This window comes from Pseudomonas anuradhapurensis, assembly GCF_014269225.2.
In the GTDB taxonomy this organism is placed as follows: Bacteria; Pseudomonadota; Gammaproteobacteria; order Pseudomonadales; family Pseudomonadaceae; genus Aquipseudomonas; species Aquipseudomonas anuradhapurensis.
Genome location: NZ_CP077097.1, coordinates 1,056,831 through 1,075,563, shown reverse-complemented (window position 1 = coordinate 1,075,563; position 18,733 = coordinate 1,056,831). Strand labels below are relative to the sequence as shown.

The window sequence follows — 18,733 nt, the reverse complement described above, 5'->3', positions numbered from 1 at the left end:
CCACTGTATCTATTTCATTACACTGTATTGGATTCGCTACAGGCTAGCCTGGGAGGCGCTGGACAAGGGTTTGATCCTCCAACGCTTTTCCCGCAACGATTACGTGTAGCGTTTTCATTCCAGCGTGGACACGACAAGCGCTAGCAAAAAACATAACCGATTGATTTAAAAGGCTTTTGTTTGATTGGCCGCATTTTTGCTAAGGGAATCCCAACCCAAGAGCGCGGAACCACCGCGCCCAACGCCCCTGCTTCCCGAGGATTCCCCATGAGCGAGTTGCGTTTCACTGAAGATCACGAATGGCTGCGCGTCGAAGCCGATGGCAGCGTTACCGTGGGCATTACCGCCTACGCCCAGAACGCCCTTGGCGACGTGGTTTTCGTGCAACTGCCAGAGTTGCAGCCGTATGAGAAAGGCAGCGAAGCGTCCACCGTCGAGTCGGTCAAGGCCGCCAGCGGCGTATACATGCCGCTGACCGGTGAAGTGGTGCAGGTCAATGGCCAGCTTGAAGAAAGCCCGGAACTGGTCAACGAAGACCCGCTGGGTGAAGGCTGGTTCTTCCGCTTCATTCCCGCCGATGCCAGTGCCGTAGCCGCCCTGCTCGACCAGGACGCCTACAACCGCCTGATCAAAGCCAACGACGACGCCTGAGGACCTGCACCATGACCATCAACCTCGGCACCGCCAACGAATTCATCGCCCGTCACATCGGCCCGCGTGCCGCTGACGAACAAGCCATGCTGGCCGCCCTCGGCTTCGACTCGCTGGACGCCATGACCGACGCGGTCATCCCCGACAGCATCAAGGGCACCAGCGTGCTGGGTGCGCACGACGGCCACAGCGAAGCCGACGCGCTCGCTGCGCTCAAGGCCATTGCCGGCAAGAACCAGCTGTTCAAGAGCTACATCGGCCAGGGTTACTACAACACCCACACCCCGGCACCGATCCTGCGCAACCTGCTGGAAAACCCGGCCTGGTACACCGCCTACACCCCCTACCAGCCAGAAATCTCCCAGGGCCGCCTGGAAGCGCTGCTGAACTTCCAGACCCTGATCAGCGACCTGACCGGGCTGCCGATTGCCAACGCCTCGCTGCTCGACGAAGCCACCGCCGCGGCCGAGGCCATGACCTTCTGCAAACGCCTGTCGAAGAACAAGGCCAGCCATGCCTTCTTCGCCTCGGTGCACTGCCACCCGCAAACCCTCGACGTGCTGCGCACCCGTGCCGAGCCGCTGGGTATCGAGATCGTGGTCGGCGACGAGCGCGAACTGGGTGATGTCAGCCCCTTCTTCGGCGCCCTGCTGCAATACCCGGCCAGCAATGGTGAAGTGTTCGACTACCGCGAGGTGGTGCAGCGCTTCCACGCAGCCAATGCGCTGGTCGCCGTGGCCGCCGACCTGCTGGCCCTGACCCTGCTGACCCCGCCGGGTGAGTTCGACGCCGACGTGGCCATCGGCAGCGCCCAGCGCTTCGGCGTGCCACTGGGCTTCGGCGGCCCGCATGCGGCCTACTTCGCCACCCGCGATGCGTTCAAGCGCGACATGCCGGGCCGCCTGGTCGGCGTGTCGATCGACCGCTTCGGCAAGACCGCCCTGCGCCTGGCCATGCAGACCCGCGAGCAGCACATCCGCCGCGAGAAGGCCACCAGCAACATCTGCACCGCCCAGGTGCTGCTGGCCAACATCGCCAGCATGTTCGCCGTGTACCACGGCCCGGCCGGCCTCAAGCGCATCGCCGAACGCACCCATGCGCTGACCGCGATCCTGGCCGCCGGCCTGAAGACACTGGGCCTCCAGGTAGTCGGCAGCAGCGCCTTCGACACCCTCACCCTGGCCACCGGCAGTGCCACCGCCAGCCTGCATGAAAAGGCCCGTGCCCAGGCTATCAACCTGCGCCAGATCGACGCCGAGCACCTCGGCCTGTCGCTTGACGAAACCAGCAGCCAGGCCGATGTCGAAGCCCTGTGGCAGTTGCTCGGTGGCGACCAGGCGCAGCCAGACTTCAACGCCCTGGCCAGCAGCACCGGCTCGCTGCTGCCTGCGGCGCTGCTGCGTCAGTCGGCCATCCTCCAGCACCCGGTATTCAACCGCTACCACAGCGAAACCGAGCTGATGCGCTACCTGCGCCGCCTGGCCGACAGGGACCTGGCGCTGGACCGCAGCATGATCCCGCTGGGCTCGTGCACCATGAAACTCAATGCTGCCAGCGAAATGATCCCGGTCACCTGGGCCGAGTTCGGCAACCTGCACCCGTTCGCCCCGGCCGAGCAGAGCCAGGGCTACCTGCAGCTGACCACCGAGCTGGAGGCCATGCTCTGCGCCGCCACCGGCTATGACGCCGTATCGCTGCAGCCCAACGCCGGTTCGCAGGGCGAGTACGCGGGCTTGCTGGCCATCCGCGCCTACCACCGCAGCCGTGGCGAAGGCCACCGCGACATCTGCCTGATCCCGTCGTCGGCCCACGGCACCAACCCGGCCACCGCGCACATGGCCGGCATGCGCGTGGTGGTCACCGCCTGTGACGCCCGCGGCAACGTCGATGTCGAGGACCTGCGCGCCAAGGCCATCGAACACCGCGAGCGCCTGGCCGCGATCATGATCACCTACCCGTCGACCCACGGCGTGTTCGAGGAAGCGATCGGCGAAATCTGCGCGATCATCCACGACAACGGCGGCCAGGTGTACATCGACGGCGCCAACATGAACGCCATGGTCGGCCTGTGCGCGCCGGGCAAGTTCGGTGGCGATGTTTCCCACCTGAACCTGCACAAGACCTTCTGCATCCCGCACGGCGGCGGCGGCCCAGGCGTCGGCCCGATCGGCGTCAAGTCGCACCTGGCACCATTCCTGCCCGGCCACGCGCAGCTCGACAACACCGCAGGCGCGGTTTGTGCCGCACCGTTCGGCAGCGCCAGCATCCTGCCGATCACCTGGATGTACATTCGCATGATGGGCGGTGCCGGCCTCAAGCGTGCCTCGCAGATGGCGATCCTCAACGCCAACTACATCGCTCGCCGCCTGGAAGAGCACTATCCTGTTCTGTACACCGGCGGCAATGGCCTGGTGGCCCACGAGTGCATCCTCGACCTGCGCCCGCTGAAGGACACCAGCGGCATCAGCGTTGACGATGTGGCCAAGCGCCTGATCGACTTTGGCTTCCACGCCCCGACCATGTCCTTCCCGGTGGCCGGTACGTTGATGATCGAACCGACCGAAAGCGAGTCCAAGGAAGAACTGGACCGCTTCTGCGACGCGATGATCCAGATCCGCGAAGAAATCCGCGCGGTCGAGAACGGTAGCCTGGACAAGGACGACAACCCGCTGAAGAACGCGCCACATACTGCGGCCGAGCTGGTTGGCGAATGGGCCCACGGCTACAGCCGCGAGCAGGCGGTGTACCCGCTGCCGAGCCTGGTGGAAGGCAAGTACTGGCCGCCGGTCGGTCGGGTCGACAACGTGTTCGGCGACCGCAACCTGGTCTGCGCCTGCCCGTCGATCGAGAGCTATCAGGACGCCTGATAGCCCTCGGGCCCGCTACCTTGCTTGAGGTGTGGGCCTCTGTGGGAGCGGGCGTGCCCGCTCCCACAGGGTTCACCAAATCCGCCCAATATTCCTGGCTGGAGGTCTCCCATGTCACTGAGCGTCTTCGACCTGTTCAAGATCGGCATCGGCCCCTCCAGCTCCCACACGGTCGGCCCGATGCGCGCTGCAGCACGGTTCGCCGAGGGGCTGCGCCGTGATGGCCTGCTCGCCCGTACCCGCAGCGTCAAAGCCGAGCTGTATGGCTCGCTGGGCGCCACCGGCAAGGGCCACGGCAGCGACAAGGCCGTGCTGCTGGGCCTTGAAGGCGAACACCCCGACAGCGTCGATACCGACACCATCCCCGCCCGCCTGCAGGCGATCCGCGACAGCGGCCGGATCAACCTGCTCGGCGAGCGCAGCATCGCGTTCGTCGAAAAACAGCACCTGGCGATGATCCGCAAACCACTGGACTACCACCCCAACGGCATGATCTTCCGCGCCTTCGACGAAGCCGGCCTGCAGATCCGCAGCCGCGAGTACTACTCGGTGGGCGGTGGTTTCGTGGTTGACGAGGATGCCGCCGGCCACGACCGCATCGTCGAGGACAGTACGCCACTGCTCTACCCGTTCAAGACCGCCAAGGAGCTGCTCGGCCATTGCACCGCGCAAAACCTGTCGATAAGCCAGGTGATGCTGGCCAACGAAGCGGCCTGGCGCCCGGAGGCGCAAACCCGTGCCGGCCTGCTGCGCATCTGGCAGGTGATGCAGGGCTGCGTGGACGCCGGGTGCCGGCATGAAGGCATCCTGCCGGGCGGGCTGAAGGTCAAGCGCCGGGCACCGGCGCTGTACCGCCAGTTGAGCGGCCACCCGGAAGCCAGCCTGCGCGATGCCCTGTCGGTACTCGACTGGGTCAACCTCTACGCCCTGGCCGTGAACGAGGAAAACGCCAACGGCGGGCGCGTGGTCACCGCGCCCACCAATGGTGCCGCGGGAATCGTGCCGGCGGTGCTGCACTACTACATGCGCTTTGTGCCAGGCGCCAGCGAAGACGGGGTGGTGCGCTTCCTGCTCACCGCCGCGGCGATCGGCATCCTGTACAAGGAAAACGCCTCCATCTCCGGCGCCGAAGTGGGCTGCCAGGGCGAGGTCGGCGTGGCCTGCTCGATGGCCGCCGGGGCGCTGTGCGAGGTGATGGGTGGTAGCGTGCAGCAAGTGGAAAACGCCGCCGAAATCGGCATGGAACATAACCTGGGCCTGACCTGCGACCCGATTGGCGGGCTGGTCCAGGTGCCTTGCATCGAGCGCAACGCCATGGGCTCGGTGAAGGCGATCAATGCGGTGCGCATGGCCTTGCGCGGCGACGGGCAGCACTACGTGTCGCTCGACAAGGTGATCCGTACCATGCGCCAGACCGGCGCCGACATGAAAAGCAAATACAAAGAGACCGCCCGAGGCGGCCTGGCCGTCAACATCATCGAATGTTGACCCGACAACTACAGCAAGGAGTCACCGATGTCCGAAACACTGCTCAAGACCCCGCTGCACGCCCTGCACCTGGAACTGGGTGCGCGCATGGTGCCGTTCGCCGGCTACGACATGCCAGTGCAGTACCCGCTGGGCGTGCTCAAGGAGCACCTGCACACCCGCGAGCAGGCCGGCCTGTTCGATGTCTCGCACATGGGCCAGATCAAGCTGCACGGCAGCGACGCCGCCAAGGCCCTGGAAAGCCTGGTGCCGGTGGATATCCTCGACCTGCCGGTAGGCATGCAGCGCTATGCCATGTTCACCAATGAGCAAGGCGGTATCCTCGACGACCTGATGGTCGCCAACCTGGGCAACGACACCCTGTTCCTGGTAGTCAACGCTGCCTGCAAGGACCAGGACCTGGCCCACCTGCGAGCGCATATCGGTGGCCGCTGCGAGGTGCAAGCGCTGTTCGAGGAGCGTGCCCTGCTGGCCCTGCAAGGCCCGGCGGCAGCCGAGGTGCTGGCGCGCCTGGCCCCGGAAGTAGCCAGCATGACCTTCATGCAGTTCCGCACAGTAAAGTTGCTGGGTGAAGACTGCTACGTCAGCCGCTCGGGGTATACCGGCGAAGACGGCTACGAGATTTCGGTACCGGCACACGCTGCCGAAGCCCTGGCCCGTCGCCTGCTGGCCGAGCCGCAAGTGCAGCCGATCGGCCTGGGCGCGCGCGACTCGCTGCGCCTGGAAGCCGGCCTGTGCCTGTACGGCCACGACATGAACAGCGAAACCACCCCGGTCGAAGCCAGCCTGCTGTGGGCCATTTCCAAGGTACGCCGTGCCGATGGCGCGCGTGCCGGTGGCTTCCCTGGGGCCGAGCACATCTTCGCCCAGCAGCGCGATGGCGTGCCGCGCAAACGCGTGGGCCTGTTGCCGCAGGAACGTACGCCAGTACGCGAAGGCGCTGACATTGTCGATGCCAACGATCACCCGGTAGGCAAAGTGTGCAGTGGCGGCTTTGGCCCGACACTCGGCGCACCGGTCGCAATGGGTTATATCGATAGCGAACATGCAGCAATCGACACGCCACTGTTTGCCGTGGTGCGTGGCAAGAAGGTGGCTTTGAAAGTCAGTAAAATGCCTTTCGTGGCGCAACGTTACTACCGAGGCTGAAGCCGTTTTGTGAAGCGTGCAGCCAGGTTCGGCTTATTCGTTTCCGAACCTGCCTAATAACTTTTGAACATGGCGCCAGGCCAGGCGCCATGCCGTTTCCGACAAACTGGTCGGTTATCGGCAAACGGCCGATTTTCCAGACGACCAAGGGCTTGTTTTTCGCTCGGGAGTTGGCGTAGAGTCACTGCACTGTGTTTGCATGGGTCGCAACAGTTCGTGACCTGGGCCAGTAGCCGCAATCTGCTACAACCCGTTTGACGTCTCTTACTTTCCTGCAACCCAGCCCAGTAATCTTTTGCTTACTACTTATTGCAAAAGAAACTGTCATCAAAATTCAAGCTTCATAGGAAATAAGACAATGGCTGAGCGTCAGAACGGTACCGTCAAGTGGTTCAATGACGAAAAAGGTTACGGTTTCATCACCCCAGAAAGCGGTGCTGATCTGTTCGTGCACTTCCGCGCTATTGAAGGCAACGGCTTCAAGAGCCTGAAAGAAGGCCAGAAGGTCTCCTTCGAAGCAGTGCAGGGCCAGAAAGGCCTGCAAGCTGACAAAGTTCAGGTCATCGGCTAAGCTGAGCCCGACTTCGAAAAAGCCCCTGCCAAGTGCAGGGGCTTTTTTTTGCCCGTAGAATATCGGCTTCGTCTTCTGGAGCCGTTCTGCATGTCCAAGCCTCTGCTCACACCCCAGGGTGATTTTCCGCCGGTCGGCCTGGGCCGGCGCCTGGCGGCGATGTTCTACGACTTTTTGCTGTGCACGGCACTACTGATCGTGACCGCTGGCGCCTACAAGATGATCCAGATGGCAATCATCGGCGAAGCACGCATGCGCGAGCTGACCGAGGCCGGTGCGCTGGATGGCGACCCGCTGCTGTCGACGCTACTGCTGTTTGCCCTGTTCGGCTTTTTTGCCAAGTTCTGGACCCATGGCGGGCAGACCCTGGGCATGCAGGTGTGGGGGGTGCGGGTGCAGAACGCCGATGGCACGGCCATCAGCCTGTGGCAGGCGCTGTTGCGCTTCGTGGTGTCGATCGCCTCATGGCTGTGCCTGGGGCTGGGTTTCTTCTGGGCGTTGATCGACAAGCGCAAGCGCGGCTGGCATGACATCTATTCGGAAAGCCAGCTGGTGCGGGTGCCGAAGCAGAACAAATGAGCTGAGACCTGTATTGCCTGCTTCCAGCCTATTCGCGGGCGTGCCCGCTCCCACAGGAACTTCACAAGCCCAGGGGGCTGTGATGAACCTGTGGGAGCGGGCACGCCCGCGAAGAAGCCAACACAAATGCCAGCAAAAAGCCGACCCTGAGGTCGGCTTTTTTTGTACGGTTCAGGCCATTACCCCGCCCGGCGCAACAGCCACATCCCTGCCAACGCACAGATGCCGGCCGGGATCACCACCGCCAACAGCGGTGGGAAGCCGAACACCTGGCTCGATGGCCCCAGCAGGTCCTGGGCAATGCGGAACACGAAGCCCACCAGCACACCGGTGAACACGCGCTGGCCAAGGGTCACCGAACGCAGCGGGCCGAAGATGAACGAGATCGCCATCAGCACCAGCGCCGCGGTCACCATCGGTTGCAGCACCTTGGTCCAGAACGCCAGCCAGTAACGGGCGTTGTTCAGGCCCTGGTCGGACAAGTAGTGGATGTAATCCCACAAGCCGGTAATCGATAGCGACTCAGGCGCCAGGATCACGGTATTGAGCAATTGCGGGGTGAGCGAAACGTCCCAGCGCTCCTGCGGTGTGTTCACCACTTCGGTATGGTCACCACGGAAGAAGGTGGTGCGCACGTCGGCAAGCAGCCAGTGATCGTCCTGGTATTGGGCTCGGCGGGCGAAACTCGAAGTGACGATCTTGCGTTCGCTGTCGAAGCGGTAGCGGGTCACGCCCAGCAGCAGGCCGTTGGGCTGCACGGCGTTGATGTGCACGAACTCGTCACCCTGGCGGTGCCACATGCCACGCTTGGAGCTTTGTGCCTCACCCCCACCCTGGGCCAGCGAACGGTCGGCCTGGGCCTTGTTCTCGGTCACCGGTGCCACGTATTCGCCGATCAGCAGGCCGACCAGCATCAGCACCAGCATCGGCTTCATCACCGCCCAGACGATGCGGCCGATCGATACCCCGGCAGCACGCATGATGGTCAGTTCGCTGCTGCTGGCCAGGCTGCCCAGGCCAATCAGGCAACCGATCAGGGCGGCCATCGGCAGCATTTCGTACAGGCGCCGTGGGGCGGTCAGCAAAACGAAGTTGCCCGCCTCCATCACCGTGTAGGTATCGCTCAGGTCGCTCATTTCATCAATGAAGGCGAACAGCGAGGCCAGGCCAAGGATGATGCCCAGTACGGCGAGAATGGCCAGCAGCACGCTCTGGCCGATGTAACGGTCGAGCTTAGCCATGGGCCACCTCCGCACGGCGGGCGGCGCGCTTGAGGCGCAGCGGCTCCCAGTACATCAGGCCCAGGCCGATCAGCAGGAACAGGCCGTGGACCCACCACATGCCCAGGGCGATCGGCAACTTGCCCTTTTCGAGGGCGCCGCGTGTGGAAATCAGCATTGTCAGGTAGGCCATGTACAGAAGAATTGCCGGCAGCAGCTTGAGGAAGCGGCCCTGGCGCGGGTTCACGCGGGACAGCGGTACCGCCAGCAAGGTGACCACGAACACCAGGATGGGCAGCGACAGGCGCCATTGCAGCTCGGCACGCTCACGCAGGCCCGGCTTGCCGATCAGCTCGGAGGTGGGGATGGCTTCGCGCTCGGTCACTTCCTCGCTGACCTCCGGCTTGGGCAGCAGCACGCCGTAGGTGTCGTACTTGATGGCGCGGTAGTCGGCCTGGCCGGGGTTGCCGTCGTAACGGTAGCCGTTTTCCAGCACCAGGTAGCGGTTGCCGTCGGCCTGGATTTCCTGGTGGCCTTTTTCGGCGACCAGCACCGATGGAGCGCGGTCCTTGGTCTTGTCCTGGTTGAAGCGCTTCTCGGAGATGAACACCCCGGCCAGGTTGATGCGATCGTCAGACAACTGTTCGGTGTAGGTCACCCGCGAACCATCGCGCAGGGTCTGGAAGCGGCCCGGCACCAGGGTGTCGAACTCGGTCAGGGCATCCTGCTGGCTGATGATCTGCTGCACCTGGGCAACGCCCTGCGGCGCCAGGCTCAGGCTCAGCCAGGCCACCAGCAGGGCAACCAGGGCGGCCGGCGCCATGGTCAGGCCGAGCAAGCGCTGCTGGCTCATGCCAGTGGCCGACAGCACGGTCATCTCGCTTTCCAGGTACAGGCGCCCGTACGCCAGGAGAATGCCGAGGAACAGCCCCAAAGGCAGGATCAGCTGCAGGAAACCCGGCAGGCGGAAGCCCATGATCAGGAACAGCACGCTCGGGTCGAGCACACCCTGGGCAGCCTGGGCCAGGTACTTGATGAAGCGCCCGCTCATGATGATCACCAGCAGCACGGCGCTGACGGCGCTCAAGGTCACCAGGACCTCGCGGGACAGATAACGAAAGACGATCAAACCAGACACTCCTGGGTTGTCAGGGCGGACTGCCAAGCAATGGCGCCAGACAATGACTTAGTACATCCAAGACCAATGCCGGTTCGCCAAAGGCGAACCTCCATGTAAAGTGCGCGCATTATCCTGTGATTGAACGCCCCTGTCACTTCGCTGCGCATGAAGGCGTACAACGGGGTTGTCAGCACGCTTGCCGCAGGCTCAAACTGGCAGCTTTTCCGCTGGCGCGCGATAACGCAGCCAGGCCCGTCCAGAGCGCTGGAGCACACAGCGCCGACTGCATCGATCATTCGGGGATCCTGACATGGAACTGGTTGTAAAAAGCGTAGCTGCTGCATCCGTAAAAACCGCCACCCTGGTCATTCCGGTAGGTGAAAACCGCAAGCTCGGCGCCGTGGCCAAGGCCGTCGACCAGGCCAGCGAAGGCGCTATCGGTGCCGTGCTCAAGCGTGGCGACCTGGCCGGCAAGCCGGGCCAGACCCTGCTGCTGCAGAGTGTCCCCGGGCTGAAGGCCGAACGCGTGCTGCTGGTGGGCAGCGGCAAGGACGAAGCCCTGGGCGACCGCGCCTGGCGCAAACTGGTCAGCAGCGTCGCCGGCGTGCTCAAGGGCCTGAACGGCAGCGATGCAGTGCTGGCCCTGGATGACATTGCGGTCAACAACCGCGACGCCCACTACGGCAAATACCGCCTGCTGGCCGAAACCCTGCTCGATGGCGAATACACGTTCGACCGCTTCAAGAGCCAGAAGGCCGAGCCGCGCGCCCTGAAAAAGGTCACCCTGTTGGCCGACAAGGCCGGCCAGGCCGACGTCGAGCGCGCGGTCAAGCACGCCAGTGCCATCGCCACCGGCATGGCCTTCACCCGCGACCTCGGCAACCTGCCGCCCAACCTGTGCCACCCAAGCTTCCTCGCCGAACAGGCCAAGGACCTGGGCAAGGCGCACAAGGCGCTGAAGGTCGAGGTACTGGACGAGAAGAAGATCAAGGACCTGGGCATGGGCGCGTTCTACGCCGTCGGCCAGGGCAGCGACCAGCCGCCACGCCTGATCGTGCTCAACTACCAGGGCGGCAAGAAAGCCGAAAAGCCGTTCGTGCTGGTGGGCAAGGGCATTACTTTCGACACCGGCGGCATCAGCCTCAAGCCAGGTGCCGGCATGGATGAGATGAAATACGACATGTGCGGCGCGGCCAGCGTGCTCGGCACCCTGCGTGCGGTGCTCGAGCTGCAACTGCCGATCAACCTGGTGTGCCTGCTGGCCTGTGCCGAAAACATGCCGAGCGGCGGCGCCACCCGCCCGGGTGACATCGTCACCACCATGAGCGGCCAGACCGTGGAAATCCTCAACACCGACGCCGAAGGCCGCCTGGTGCTGTGCGACACCCTGACCTACGCCGAACGCTTCAAGCCCCAGGCGGTGATCGACATCGCCACCCTCACCGGCGCCTGCATCGTCGCCCTGGGCAGCCACACCTCCGGCCTGATGGGCAACAATGACGACCTGGTCGGCCAGTTGCTCGACGCCGGCAAGCGCGCCGACGACCGCGCCTGGCAGCTGCCGCTGTTCGATGAATACCAGGAGCAGCTGGACAGCCCGTTCGCCGACATGGGCAACATCGGTGGGCCGAAAGCCGGCACCATCACCGCCGGCTGCTTCCTGTCGCGCTTCGCCAAGGCCTACGACTGGGCGCACCTGGACATCGCCGGCACGGCCTGGGTCAGCGGTGGCAAGGACAAGGGCGCCACCGGCCGCCCGGTGCCCCTGCTGACCCAGTACCTGCTGGACCGCGCTGGCGCCTGACGCCGTGCAGCCGGTGGCGCCTCGTGCGCCATCGGCCGGCGATACCACCATGAGCAAAGTCGATTTCTACATCCTGCCCACCGACGCACTGTCGGCGCGCCTGGACTTCGCCTGCAAGCTGTGTGAAAAGGCCTGGCGCCTCGGCCACCGGGTCTACCTGCATTGCCAGGATGCCGACCAGCGCGACCAGCTGGACCAACGCCTGTGGCACTTCAAGGGCGAAGCTTTCGTGCCTCACGACCTGGCAGAGGTGCACGCCGACGCGCGCGTGGCCCTGGGCCTGGCCGACGACGCCGGCGACCATCGCGACCTGCTGATCAACCTGGGCGCCGGCGTGCCGGGCTTCGTCGGCCAGTTCGAGCGCATCGCCGAGATCGTCGTCGAAGAACCTGGCATCCGCCAATCGGCACGTGAGCGATTCCGTTTCTACCGTGAACAGGGCTATGCTCTGCAAGACCACCGCTTACAGCGACTTTGACGACGATGGACAAACCCTCCCCGCTACCCGATTCCGCCCATCTGCTCGATGACCTCGAGTCGATCCGCCAGTTGCTTGGCGATGCCGACCTGCAACCGCCACTGCTGACCGAGACAGTGGAGCAGATCCCACTGCTGCTGGAAGAAGCGCCCGGCAACCCCGCGCCTGCGGCCGAACCGGTCGAGCCCGAAGACGATCCGCAGACCCGCCGCCAGGATACCCTGCTGCACCTGGAAAGCGAGCTGCGTGCCGCGGCGCAGATGATCACGCAGGACGTGATCAACGACTTTACCCCGCATATCGAGAACGAGATCAAACGCCGGCTGGATGCGCGGATCGAGCGGTTGATCAAGCGTTCCGAGTAAAACCGAAATTCGGCGGTACCTTCTTCGCGGGTAAACCCGCTCCCACAGGACCGGCGCAAGCTTTGAGACTTGCGCCGGTCCTGTGGGAGCGGGTTTACCCGCGAATAGGCCATCCCTGCCGTGCCAGATAGCAGCAGCTTGTCGCCTGCGGCCCCCAGCTTGGTTATACTTCCCGGCTTTCCCGAATAAATGCACAGGGTCCCGCCGCGCATGGATAAGACCTACCAGCCGCACGCCATCGAAACTTCCTGGTACAACACCTGGGAGTCCGAGAATTATTTCGCCCCACAAGGTGCAGGCGAGTCCTACACCATCATGATCCCGCCGCCGAACGTGACCGGCAGCCTGCACATGGGCCACGGCTTCAACAACGCGATCATGGATGCCCTGATCCGTTTCCGCCGCATGCAAGGCCGCGACACCCTGTGGCAGCCTGGCACCGACCACGCCGGTATCGCCACCCAGATGCTGGTCGAGCGCCAGCTCGAGGCCAAGGGCCAGAACCGCCATGACCTGGGCCGCGAAAAGTTCCTGGAAAAGGTCTGGGAATGGAAGGACCAGTCCGGCGGCAACATCAGCCGCCAGATCCGCCGCCTGGGCTCGTCGGTAGACTGGAGCCGCGAGCGCTTCACCATGGACGACGGCCTGTCCGAAGCGGTCAAGGAAGCCTTCGTGCGCCTGCACGAGGACGGCCTGATCTACCGCGGCAAGCGCCTGGTCAACTGGGACACCAAGCTGCACACGGCCATCTCCGACCTCGAAGTGGAAAACCACGACGAGAAGGGCCACCTGTGGAACCTGCGCTACCCGCTGGCCGATGGCGCCAAGACCGCCGAAGGCAAGGATTACCTGGTCGTCGCCACCACCCGTCCGGAAACCCTGCTGGGTGACGCCGCGGTAGCGGTCAACCCGAACGACGAGCGCTACCAGGCGCTGATCGGCAAGTTCGTCGAACTGCCACTGGTCGGCCGTCGCATCCCGATCATCGCCGACGACTATTGCGATCCCGAGTTCGGTACCGGTTGCGTGAAAATCACCCCGGCCCACGATTTCAACGACTACGAAGTCGGCAAGCGCCACAACCTGCCGCTGCTGAACATCTTCGACAAGAACGCCTTCGTGCTGGCCAGCGCCCAGGCCTTCAACCTCGACGGCAGCGTCAACGAGCAGGTCGACACCCGCCTGCCCGCCCAGTACGCCAACCTCGACCGCTTCGTCGCGCGCAAGCAGATCGTCGCCGACCTGGACGCCCAGGGCCTGCTGGTGAGCATCGACGACCACGCCCTGAAGGTGCCGAAAGGCGACCGTTCGGGCACCGTCATCGAGCCATGGCTGACCGACCAGTGGTACGTCTCCACCAAGCCGTTGGCAGAACCTGCCATCGCTGCCGTGGAAGACGGCCGCATCCAGTTCGTGCCCAAGCAGTACGAGAACATGTATTTCTCCTGGATGCGCGACATCCAGGACTGGTGCATCAGCCGCCAGCTGTGGTGGGGCCACCGTATCCCGGCGTGGTACGACGAGGCCGGCCAGGTCTATGTCGGCCGCAACGAGGCAGAAGTGCGCGCCAAGCACAACCTGGGCGCCGACGTTGCCCTGCGCCAGGACGACGACGTGCTCGACACCTGGTTCAGTTCCGGGCTGTGGACCTTCTCCACCCTGGGCTGGCCGGAGCAGACCGAATTCCTCAAGAAGTTCCACTCCACCGATGTGCTGGTGACCGGCTTCGACATCATCTTCTTCTGGGTTGCGCGCATGATCATGCTGACCATGCACCTGATCAAGAACGAAGACGGCACCCCGCAGGTACCGTTCAAGACCGTGTACGTGCACGGCCTGGTGCGGGACGGCCAGGGCCAGAAGATGTCCAAGTCCAAAGGTAACGTGCTGGACCCGCTGGATATCGTCGACGGCATCACCCTCGACGCCCTGCTGGAAAAACGCACCAGCGGCATGATGCAGCCGAAGCTGGCCGAGAAGATCGCCAAGCAGACCAAGGCCGAGTTCCCTGAAGGTATTGCCAGCTACGGCACCGATGCCCTGCGCTTCACCTTCTGCTCGCTGGCCTCCACCGGCCGCGACATCAAGTTCGACATGGGCCGCGTCGAAGGCTACCGCAACTTCTGCAACAAGATCTGGAACGCCGCCCGCTACGTGCTGGACAAGGGCGAGGACTGCGGCCAGAACGGTGAGGCCGTCGAACTGTCGCTGGCCGACCGCTGGATCATCTCGCAGCTGCAGCGCACCGAAGCCGAAGTGACCCGCCAGCTGGAGCAGTTCCGCTTCGACCTGGCCAGCCAGGCACTGTACGAGTTCATCTGGAACCAGTACTGCGACTGGTACCTGGAACTGTCCAAGCCGGTATTGTGGGACGAAAACGCACCGGTCGAGCGCGCCCGTGGCACCCGCCGTACCCTGGTGCGCGTGCTGGAAGTGGCACTGCGCCTTGCGCATCCGTTCATGCCGTTCATCACCGAGGAAATCTGGCAGCGCATCGCGCCGCTGGCCGGCATCAGCGGCAAGACCATCATGCTGCAGCCATGGCCGGTGGCCAATGAAAGCCGCATCGACCCGGCCGCCGAAGGCGACATCGAATGGCTCAAGGAGCTGATGGTCGGCCTGCGCAACATCCGCGCCGAGATGAACATCGGCCCGGGCAAGCCGCTGCCGCTGTTCCTGAAGAACGCCAACGCCGACGACCAGCGTCGCCTGCAGGAAAACGAAGCCCTGCTGAAGAAGCTGGCCAAGGTCGAGTCGTTCACCGTGCTGAGCGATGCCGACGAAGCACCGCTGTCGGCCACCGCCCTGGTCGGTGACCTGCAGGTGCTGGTGCCGATGGCCGGCCTGATCGACAAGGATGCCGAGCTGGCGCGCCTGAACAAGGAAATCCAGCGCCTGCAAGGTGAAGTGGCACGCGTGGGCGGCAAGCTGTCCAACGCTGCCTTCGTCGACAAGGCTCCGCCTGCGGTGATCGAGAAGGAACGCGCCAAGCTGGCCGAGTCCGAACAGGCCCTGGCCAACTTCACCGAGCAGCACGCGCGGATTGCGGCGCTTTAATCACTAGAGAAACAGCTGGGGCCGCTGTGCGGCCCTTTTGCGACACAAGGCCGCTCCTGCAGGGACGGCGCCGGTTTGAAGGGCGCCGCTATCCTGCAGGAGCGGCCTTGTGTCGCGAAAGGGCTGCACAGCAGCCCCAGACTCTATCAGCCACCGCTCGTATAGGGCTGGACACTGCCATGACCCCGAACAAACCCACCCTGCACCCGCGCAACCGCCACCAGGGCCGCTACGACTTCCCCAGCCTGATCAAGGCCCTCCCCGAGCTGGCGCGCTTCACCATCACCAACCCTTACGGCAAGCCCAGCATCGACTTCGCCAACCCCGAAGCCGTACGGGTATTCAACCGCGCCCTGCTCAAGGCCCAATACGGCATCCAGCACTGGGACATCCCGGCCGACTACCTGTGCCCGCCGATCCCCGGCCGCGCCGACTACCTCCACGTGGCCGCCGACCTGTTGGCCGACGACAATGCCGGCGAGATCCCCAAGGGCGCGCAGGTTCGCGTACTGGACATCGGCGTCGGCGCCAACTGCATCTATCCGCTGCTCGGCCACAGCGACTACCGCTGGCGCTTCCTCGGTTCGGACATCGACCCGGTGGCCCTGGCCTCGGCCAAGGCCATCGTCCAGGCCAACCGCCTGGACAAGGCCATCACCCTGCGCCACCAGGCCAACCGTGCCCACATCCTCAGCGGCTTGCTGCAGGAGGACGAACGCTTTGACCTGACCCTGTGCAACCCGCCCTTCCACGCTTCGCGCGACGAAGCCACGCGCGGCAGCCAGCGCAAGTGGAAGAACCTCGGCAAGCAGGACCCCAAGCGCAAGTTGCCGGTGCTGAACTTTGGTGGCCAGAACAATGAACTGTGGTGCGAAGGTGGCGAGATCCGCTTTGTCACCCAGCTGGTTGGCGAAAGCGTGCAGTACGCAGAACGGGTGCTGTGGTTCACCAGCCTGGTGTCCAAGGCCAGCAACCTGCCAGGGATCGAGGCCGCGCTGAAGAAGGCCGGCGCCAAGGCCGTGCGCGTTGCCGAAATGGGCCAGGGGCAGAAACAGAGCCGCATGGTCGCCTGGAGCTTCCTCGACGAGGCGGCACGCCAGGCCTGGCACGCCCGGCGTAGACAACAGGCATGAAAAAACCGCGCCCGGGCAAGCCGGGCGCGGTTTCGTCAAAGCTTCAACAATTACTTGTTGATGGCGTCGGTCAGCACTTTGGCTGGAACGAACTTGACGACTTTCTTGGCAGCGATTTCGATGGCAGCGCCAGTCGACGGGTTGCGGCCGGTACGGGCAGGACGCTCGGTGACTTTCAGCTTGCCGATGCCTGGCAGAGTGATTTCAGCGCCGTTTTCCAGCTGGTCGGCAACGATCTGGCCCAGTTGCTCCAGAGCGTTCTTGGCGGTGGCTTTTGGCGCGGCGATCGATTCGGCGATGTCGGCAATCAGTTGGTCTTTGGTCAATGCCATGGTGGTGTTCCTTCCCTATCAAATTCGATGGTTATGCAGCGGACTAACGACGTTATCGGGCCAGCCCCTGAAAGTGGAGGGCCGCGCCAATCGCGTATGTAGATACGCAAATCGGCGTTTGGTTCGACACGCCGGCAGCACGTTGCCAGCAATGCGCCACATGCTGGGCGCAAGACCGCGCAAAGCTACCACAGGAACGGATAAATATCCGCTGCGCACTTCGATTAAATGCAGGTTTTTCGGGGGTTTTAGCCTCGAACGCGCGAATTTGCACAAAAAACGAACAACCGGCATTTCTGCCAACATCCGGCCACTGCATCACCTGGCGTCTGGGGTAAACTTGGCACCTTTTGCAGCCCGCCGAGAATTCCATGCCAATCCGTCATTGCATCGTTCACCTGATCGACAAAAAGCCCGATGGCAGCCCCGCCGTGCTGCATGCCCGCGACTCCGAGCTGGCCGCCTCCGATGCTATCGAAAACCTGCTGGCCGACCTCAATGACAGCTATAACGCCAAGCAAGGCAAGGCCTGGGGTTTCTTTCACGGTGAGTCCGGCGCCTACCCGCTGAGCGGCTGGCTGAAGCAGTACCTGGACCAGGAAAAGGACTTCACCGCCTTCAGCCGCGTGGCCGTGGAACACCTGCAAAAGCTCATGGAAGAGTCCAACCTGTCCACCGGCGGCCACATCCTGTTTGCCCATTACCAGCAAGGCATGACCGAGTACCTGGCGATCGCCCTGCTGCACCATAGCGAAGGCGTGGCGGTGAACGCCGAACTCGATGTGACGCCTTCGCGCCACCTTGACCTCGGGCAGTTGCACCTGGCGGCGCGCATCAACCTGTCGGAATGGAAGAACAACCAGAACTCCAAGCAGTACATCTCGTTCATCAAGGGCAAGAACGGCAAGAAGGTTTCCGACTACTTCCGCGATTTCATCGGCTGCCAGGAAGGTGTCGACGGCCCGGGCGAAACCCGCACCCTGCTCAAGGCCTTCAGTGACTTCGTCGAGAGCGAAGACCTGCCGGAGGAGTCCGCCCGCGAAAAAACCCAGACCCTGGTGGACTATGCCACCACCCAGACCAAGCTGGGCGAGCCGGTGACCCTGGAAGAGCTGTCCAGCCTGATCGACGAGGACCGGCCGAAGGCGTTCTACGACCACATCCGTAACAAGGATTACGGCCTGTCACCGGAAATCCCCGCGGACAAGCGCACCCTCAACCAGTTCCGCCGCTTCACCGGGCGTGCCGAGGGGCTGTCGATCAGCTTCGAAGCGCATCTACTGGGGGACAGGGTGGAATATGACGAAGCGGCCGGGACCTTGATCATCAAGGGGCTGCCGACCACCCTGGTGGACCAGCTGAAGCGGCGCAAGGACTGATGGCCCAAGGGGCTGCTGCGCAGCCCCATCGCGAAGCGACCCTAGGCTCTGTACGAACAGTCTTGAGACGCAGGTCAGGCAAGGCGAAAACAGCCGAGGAAGCGGAGTGTACTGGAGTACATGAGCATTCCGAGGCTGTTTTCAACGCAGCATGAACAAGTATCAAGGTTTTTCGTACAGAGCCTAGGGCGACGAAGCGCTGTCATAGCCGGCCACCAACGCCTCCTTCGCCGACTTGCGCAGGCGCTTCACCAGCCGTTCCTGGCGCAACGCCTCGCCCTTGTCCGGCCATTGCTCCATATACACCAGCGCCTGGGCCGGGCTGGTCTTGAAATAACGTGCGCCCTGCCCTTTCTGGTGGGCCAGGAAGCGCCGCTGCGGATCATCGCTGATGCCGCAATACAACGAACCATTGGCAGCCCGTACCAGGTAGACATACCAGGGTTTCACTGCCTGATCCGGCACTTGTTCACTCACGACGCCTGCTCTTTTCATCACTAGTTTGGTGAGCCCACTCATCGAGGGCTTCATCATGCTTGA

16 protein-coding genes are annotated in these 18,733 nt (G+C 63.6%); 12 read left to right on the top strand and 4 right to left on the bottom strand.

What is annotated here, in order from left to right:
* Window positions 1-267 precede the first annotated feature (267 nt).
* From gcvH to HU763_RS04960, 6 genes are all read left to right on the top strand, one after another.
* Window positions 268-651, top strand: coding sequence for a glycine cleavage system protein GcvH (gcvH, locus tag HU763_RS04985; RefSeq protein WP_186686175.1), 384 nt, complete (start codon window positions 268-270; stop codon window positions 649-651).
* 11 nt (window positions 652-662) lie between these two features.
* On the top strand, window positions 663-3,518 hold the full coding sequence (gcvP, locus tag HU763_RS04980) for an aminomethyl-transferring glycine dehydrogenase (RefSeq protein WP_186686177.1): 2,856 nt from the start codon (window positions 663-665) through the stop codon (window positions 3,516-3,518).
* Window positions 3,519-3,629: 111 nt separating this feature from the next.
* Window positions 3,630-5,006, top strand: a complete 1,377-nt coding sequence (locus HU763_RS04975) for an L-serine ammonia-lyase (protein WP_186686179.1) — start codon at window positions 3,630-3,632, stop codon at window positions 5,004-5,006.
* Between the two features lie 27 nt (window positions 5,007-5,033).
* Window positions 5,034-6,155, top strand: coding sequence for a glycine cleavage system aminomethyltransferase GcvT (gene gcvT / locus HU763_RS04970; RefSeq protein WP_186686181.1), 1,122 nt, complete (start codon window positions 5,034-5,036; stop codon window positions 6,153-6,155).
* A 358-nt stretch (window positions 6,156-6,513) separates the two neighbouring features.
* Entirely contained in the window at window positions 6,514-6,726 is a 213-nt protein-coding gene (locus tag HU763_RS04965; protein WP_075043881.1) for a cold-shock protein, read from the top strand.
* A gap of 90 nt (window positions 6,727-6,816) precedes the next feature.
* Window positions 6,817-7,305, top strand: coding sequence for an RDD family protein (locus HU763_RS04960; protein ID WP_186686183.1), 489 nt, complete (start codon window positions 6,817-6,819; stop codon window positions 7,303-7,305).
* A gap of 179 nt (window positions 7,306-7,484) precedes the next feature.
* On the opposite strand, the gene lptG is transcribed toward HU763_RS04960, so the two are convergent.
* Both lptG and lptF read right to left on the bottom strand, forming a co-directional pair.
* Entirely contained in the window at window positions 7,485-8,546 is a 1,062-nt protein-coding gene (lptG, locus tag HU763_RS04955) for an LPS export ABC transporter permease LptG (RefSeq protein WP_170028429.1), read from the bottom strand.
* Window positions 8,539-9,654: an LPS export ABC transporter permease LptF gene (gene lptF / locus HU763_RS04950; protein WP_186686185.1), complete on the bottom strand. Its 1,116-nt coding sequence runs from the start codon at window positions 9,652-9,654 to the stop codon at window positions 8,539-8,541. Before lptF ends, lptG begins: the two co-directional genes overlap by 8 nt.
* Window positions 9,655-9,955: 301 nt before the next feature.
* Here lptF and HU763_RS04945 point away from each other — a divergent pair, with 301 nt between their 5' ends.
* From HU763_RS04945 to rlmF, 5 genes are all read left to right on the top strand, one after another.
* On the top strand, window positions 9,956-11,449 hold the full coding sequence (locus HU763_RS04945) for a leucyl aminopeptidase (RefSeq protein WP_186686188.1): 1,494 nt from the start codon (window positions 9,956-9,958) through the stop codon (window positions 11,447-11,449).
* A gap of 49 nt (window positions 11,450-11,498) precedes the next feature.
* Window positions 11,499-11,927, top strand: coding sequence for a DNA polymerase III subunit chi (locus HU763_RS04940; RefSeq protein WP_170028426.1), 429 nt, complete (start codon window positions 11,499-11,501; stop codon window positions 11,925-11,927).
* Between the two features lie 5 nt (window positions 11,928-11,932).
* Window positions 11,933-12,292 carry a DNA polymerase III subunit chi gene (locus tag HU763_RS04935; protein ID WP_186686190.1) on the top strand — a complete coding sequence of 120 codons (360 nt, stop codon included), beginning with the start codon at window positions 11,933-11,935 and terminating at the stop codon, window positions 12,290-12,292.
* A 210-nt stretch (window positions 12,293-12,502) separates the two neighbouring features.
* Complete coding sequence (locus tag HU763_RS04930) at window positions 12,503-15,349, top strand: valine--tRNA ligase (RefSeq protein WP_170028424.1); 2,847 nt, start codon at window positions 12,503-12,505, stop codon at window positions 15,347-15,349.
* A 179-nt stretch (window positions 15,350-15,528) separates the two neighbouring features.
* Window positions 15,529-16,482, top strand: a complete 954-nt coding sequence (gene rlmF / locus HU763_RS04925) for a 23S rRNA (adenine(1618)-N(6))-methyltransferase RlmF (protein WP_186686193.1) — start codon at window positions 15,529-15,531, stop codon at window positions 16,480-16,482.
* Window positions 16,483-16,532: 50 nt separating this feature from the next.
* Here the strand turns inward: rlmF and HU763_RS04920 are convergent, their stop codons facing one another.
* Window positions 16,533-16,814, bottom strand: coding sequence for an HU family DNA-binding protein (locus tag HU763_RS04920; RefSeq protein ID WP_112250800.1), 282 nt, complete (start codon window positions 16,812-16,814; stop codon window positions 16,533-16,535).
* A 371-nt stretch (window positions 16,815-17,185) separates the two neighbouring features.
* On the opposite strand from HU763_RS04920, the gene yejK reads away from it, so the two are divergent.
* Window positions 17,186-18,193: a nucleoid-associated protein YejK gene (gene yejK / locus HU763_RS04915; protein WP_186686196.1), complete on the top strand. Its 1,008-nt coding sequence runs from the start codon at window positions 17,186-17,188 to the stop codon at window positions 18,191-18,193.
* A gap of 183 nt (window positions 18,194-18,376) precedes the next feature.
* On the opposite strand, the gene HU763_RS04910 is transcribed toward yejK, so the two are convergent.
* Window positions 18,377-18,670 carry a GIY-YIG nuclease family protein gene (locus HU763_RS04910; protein ID WP_225931924.1) on the bottom strand — a complete coding sequence of 98 codons (294 nt, stop codon included), beginning with the start codon at window positions 18,668-18,670 and terminating at the stop codon, window positions 18,377-18,379.
* Window positions 18,671-18,733 lie beyond the last annotated feature (63 nt).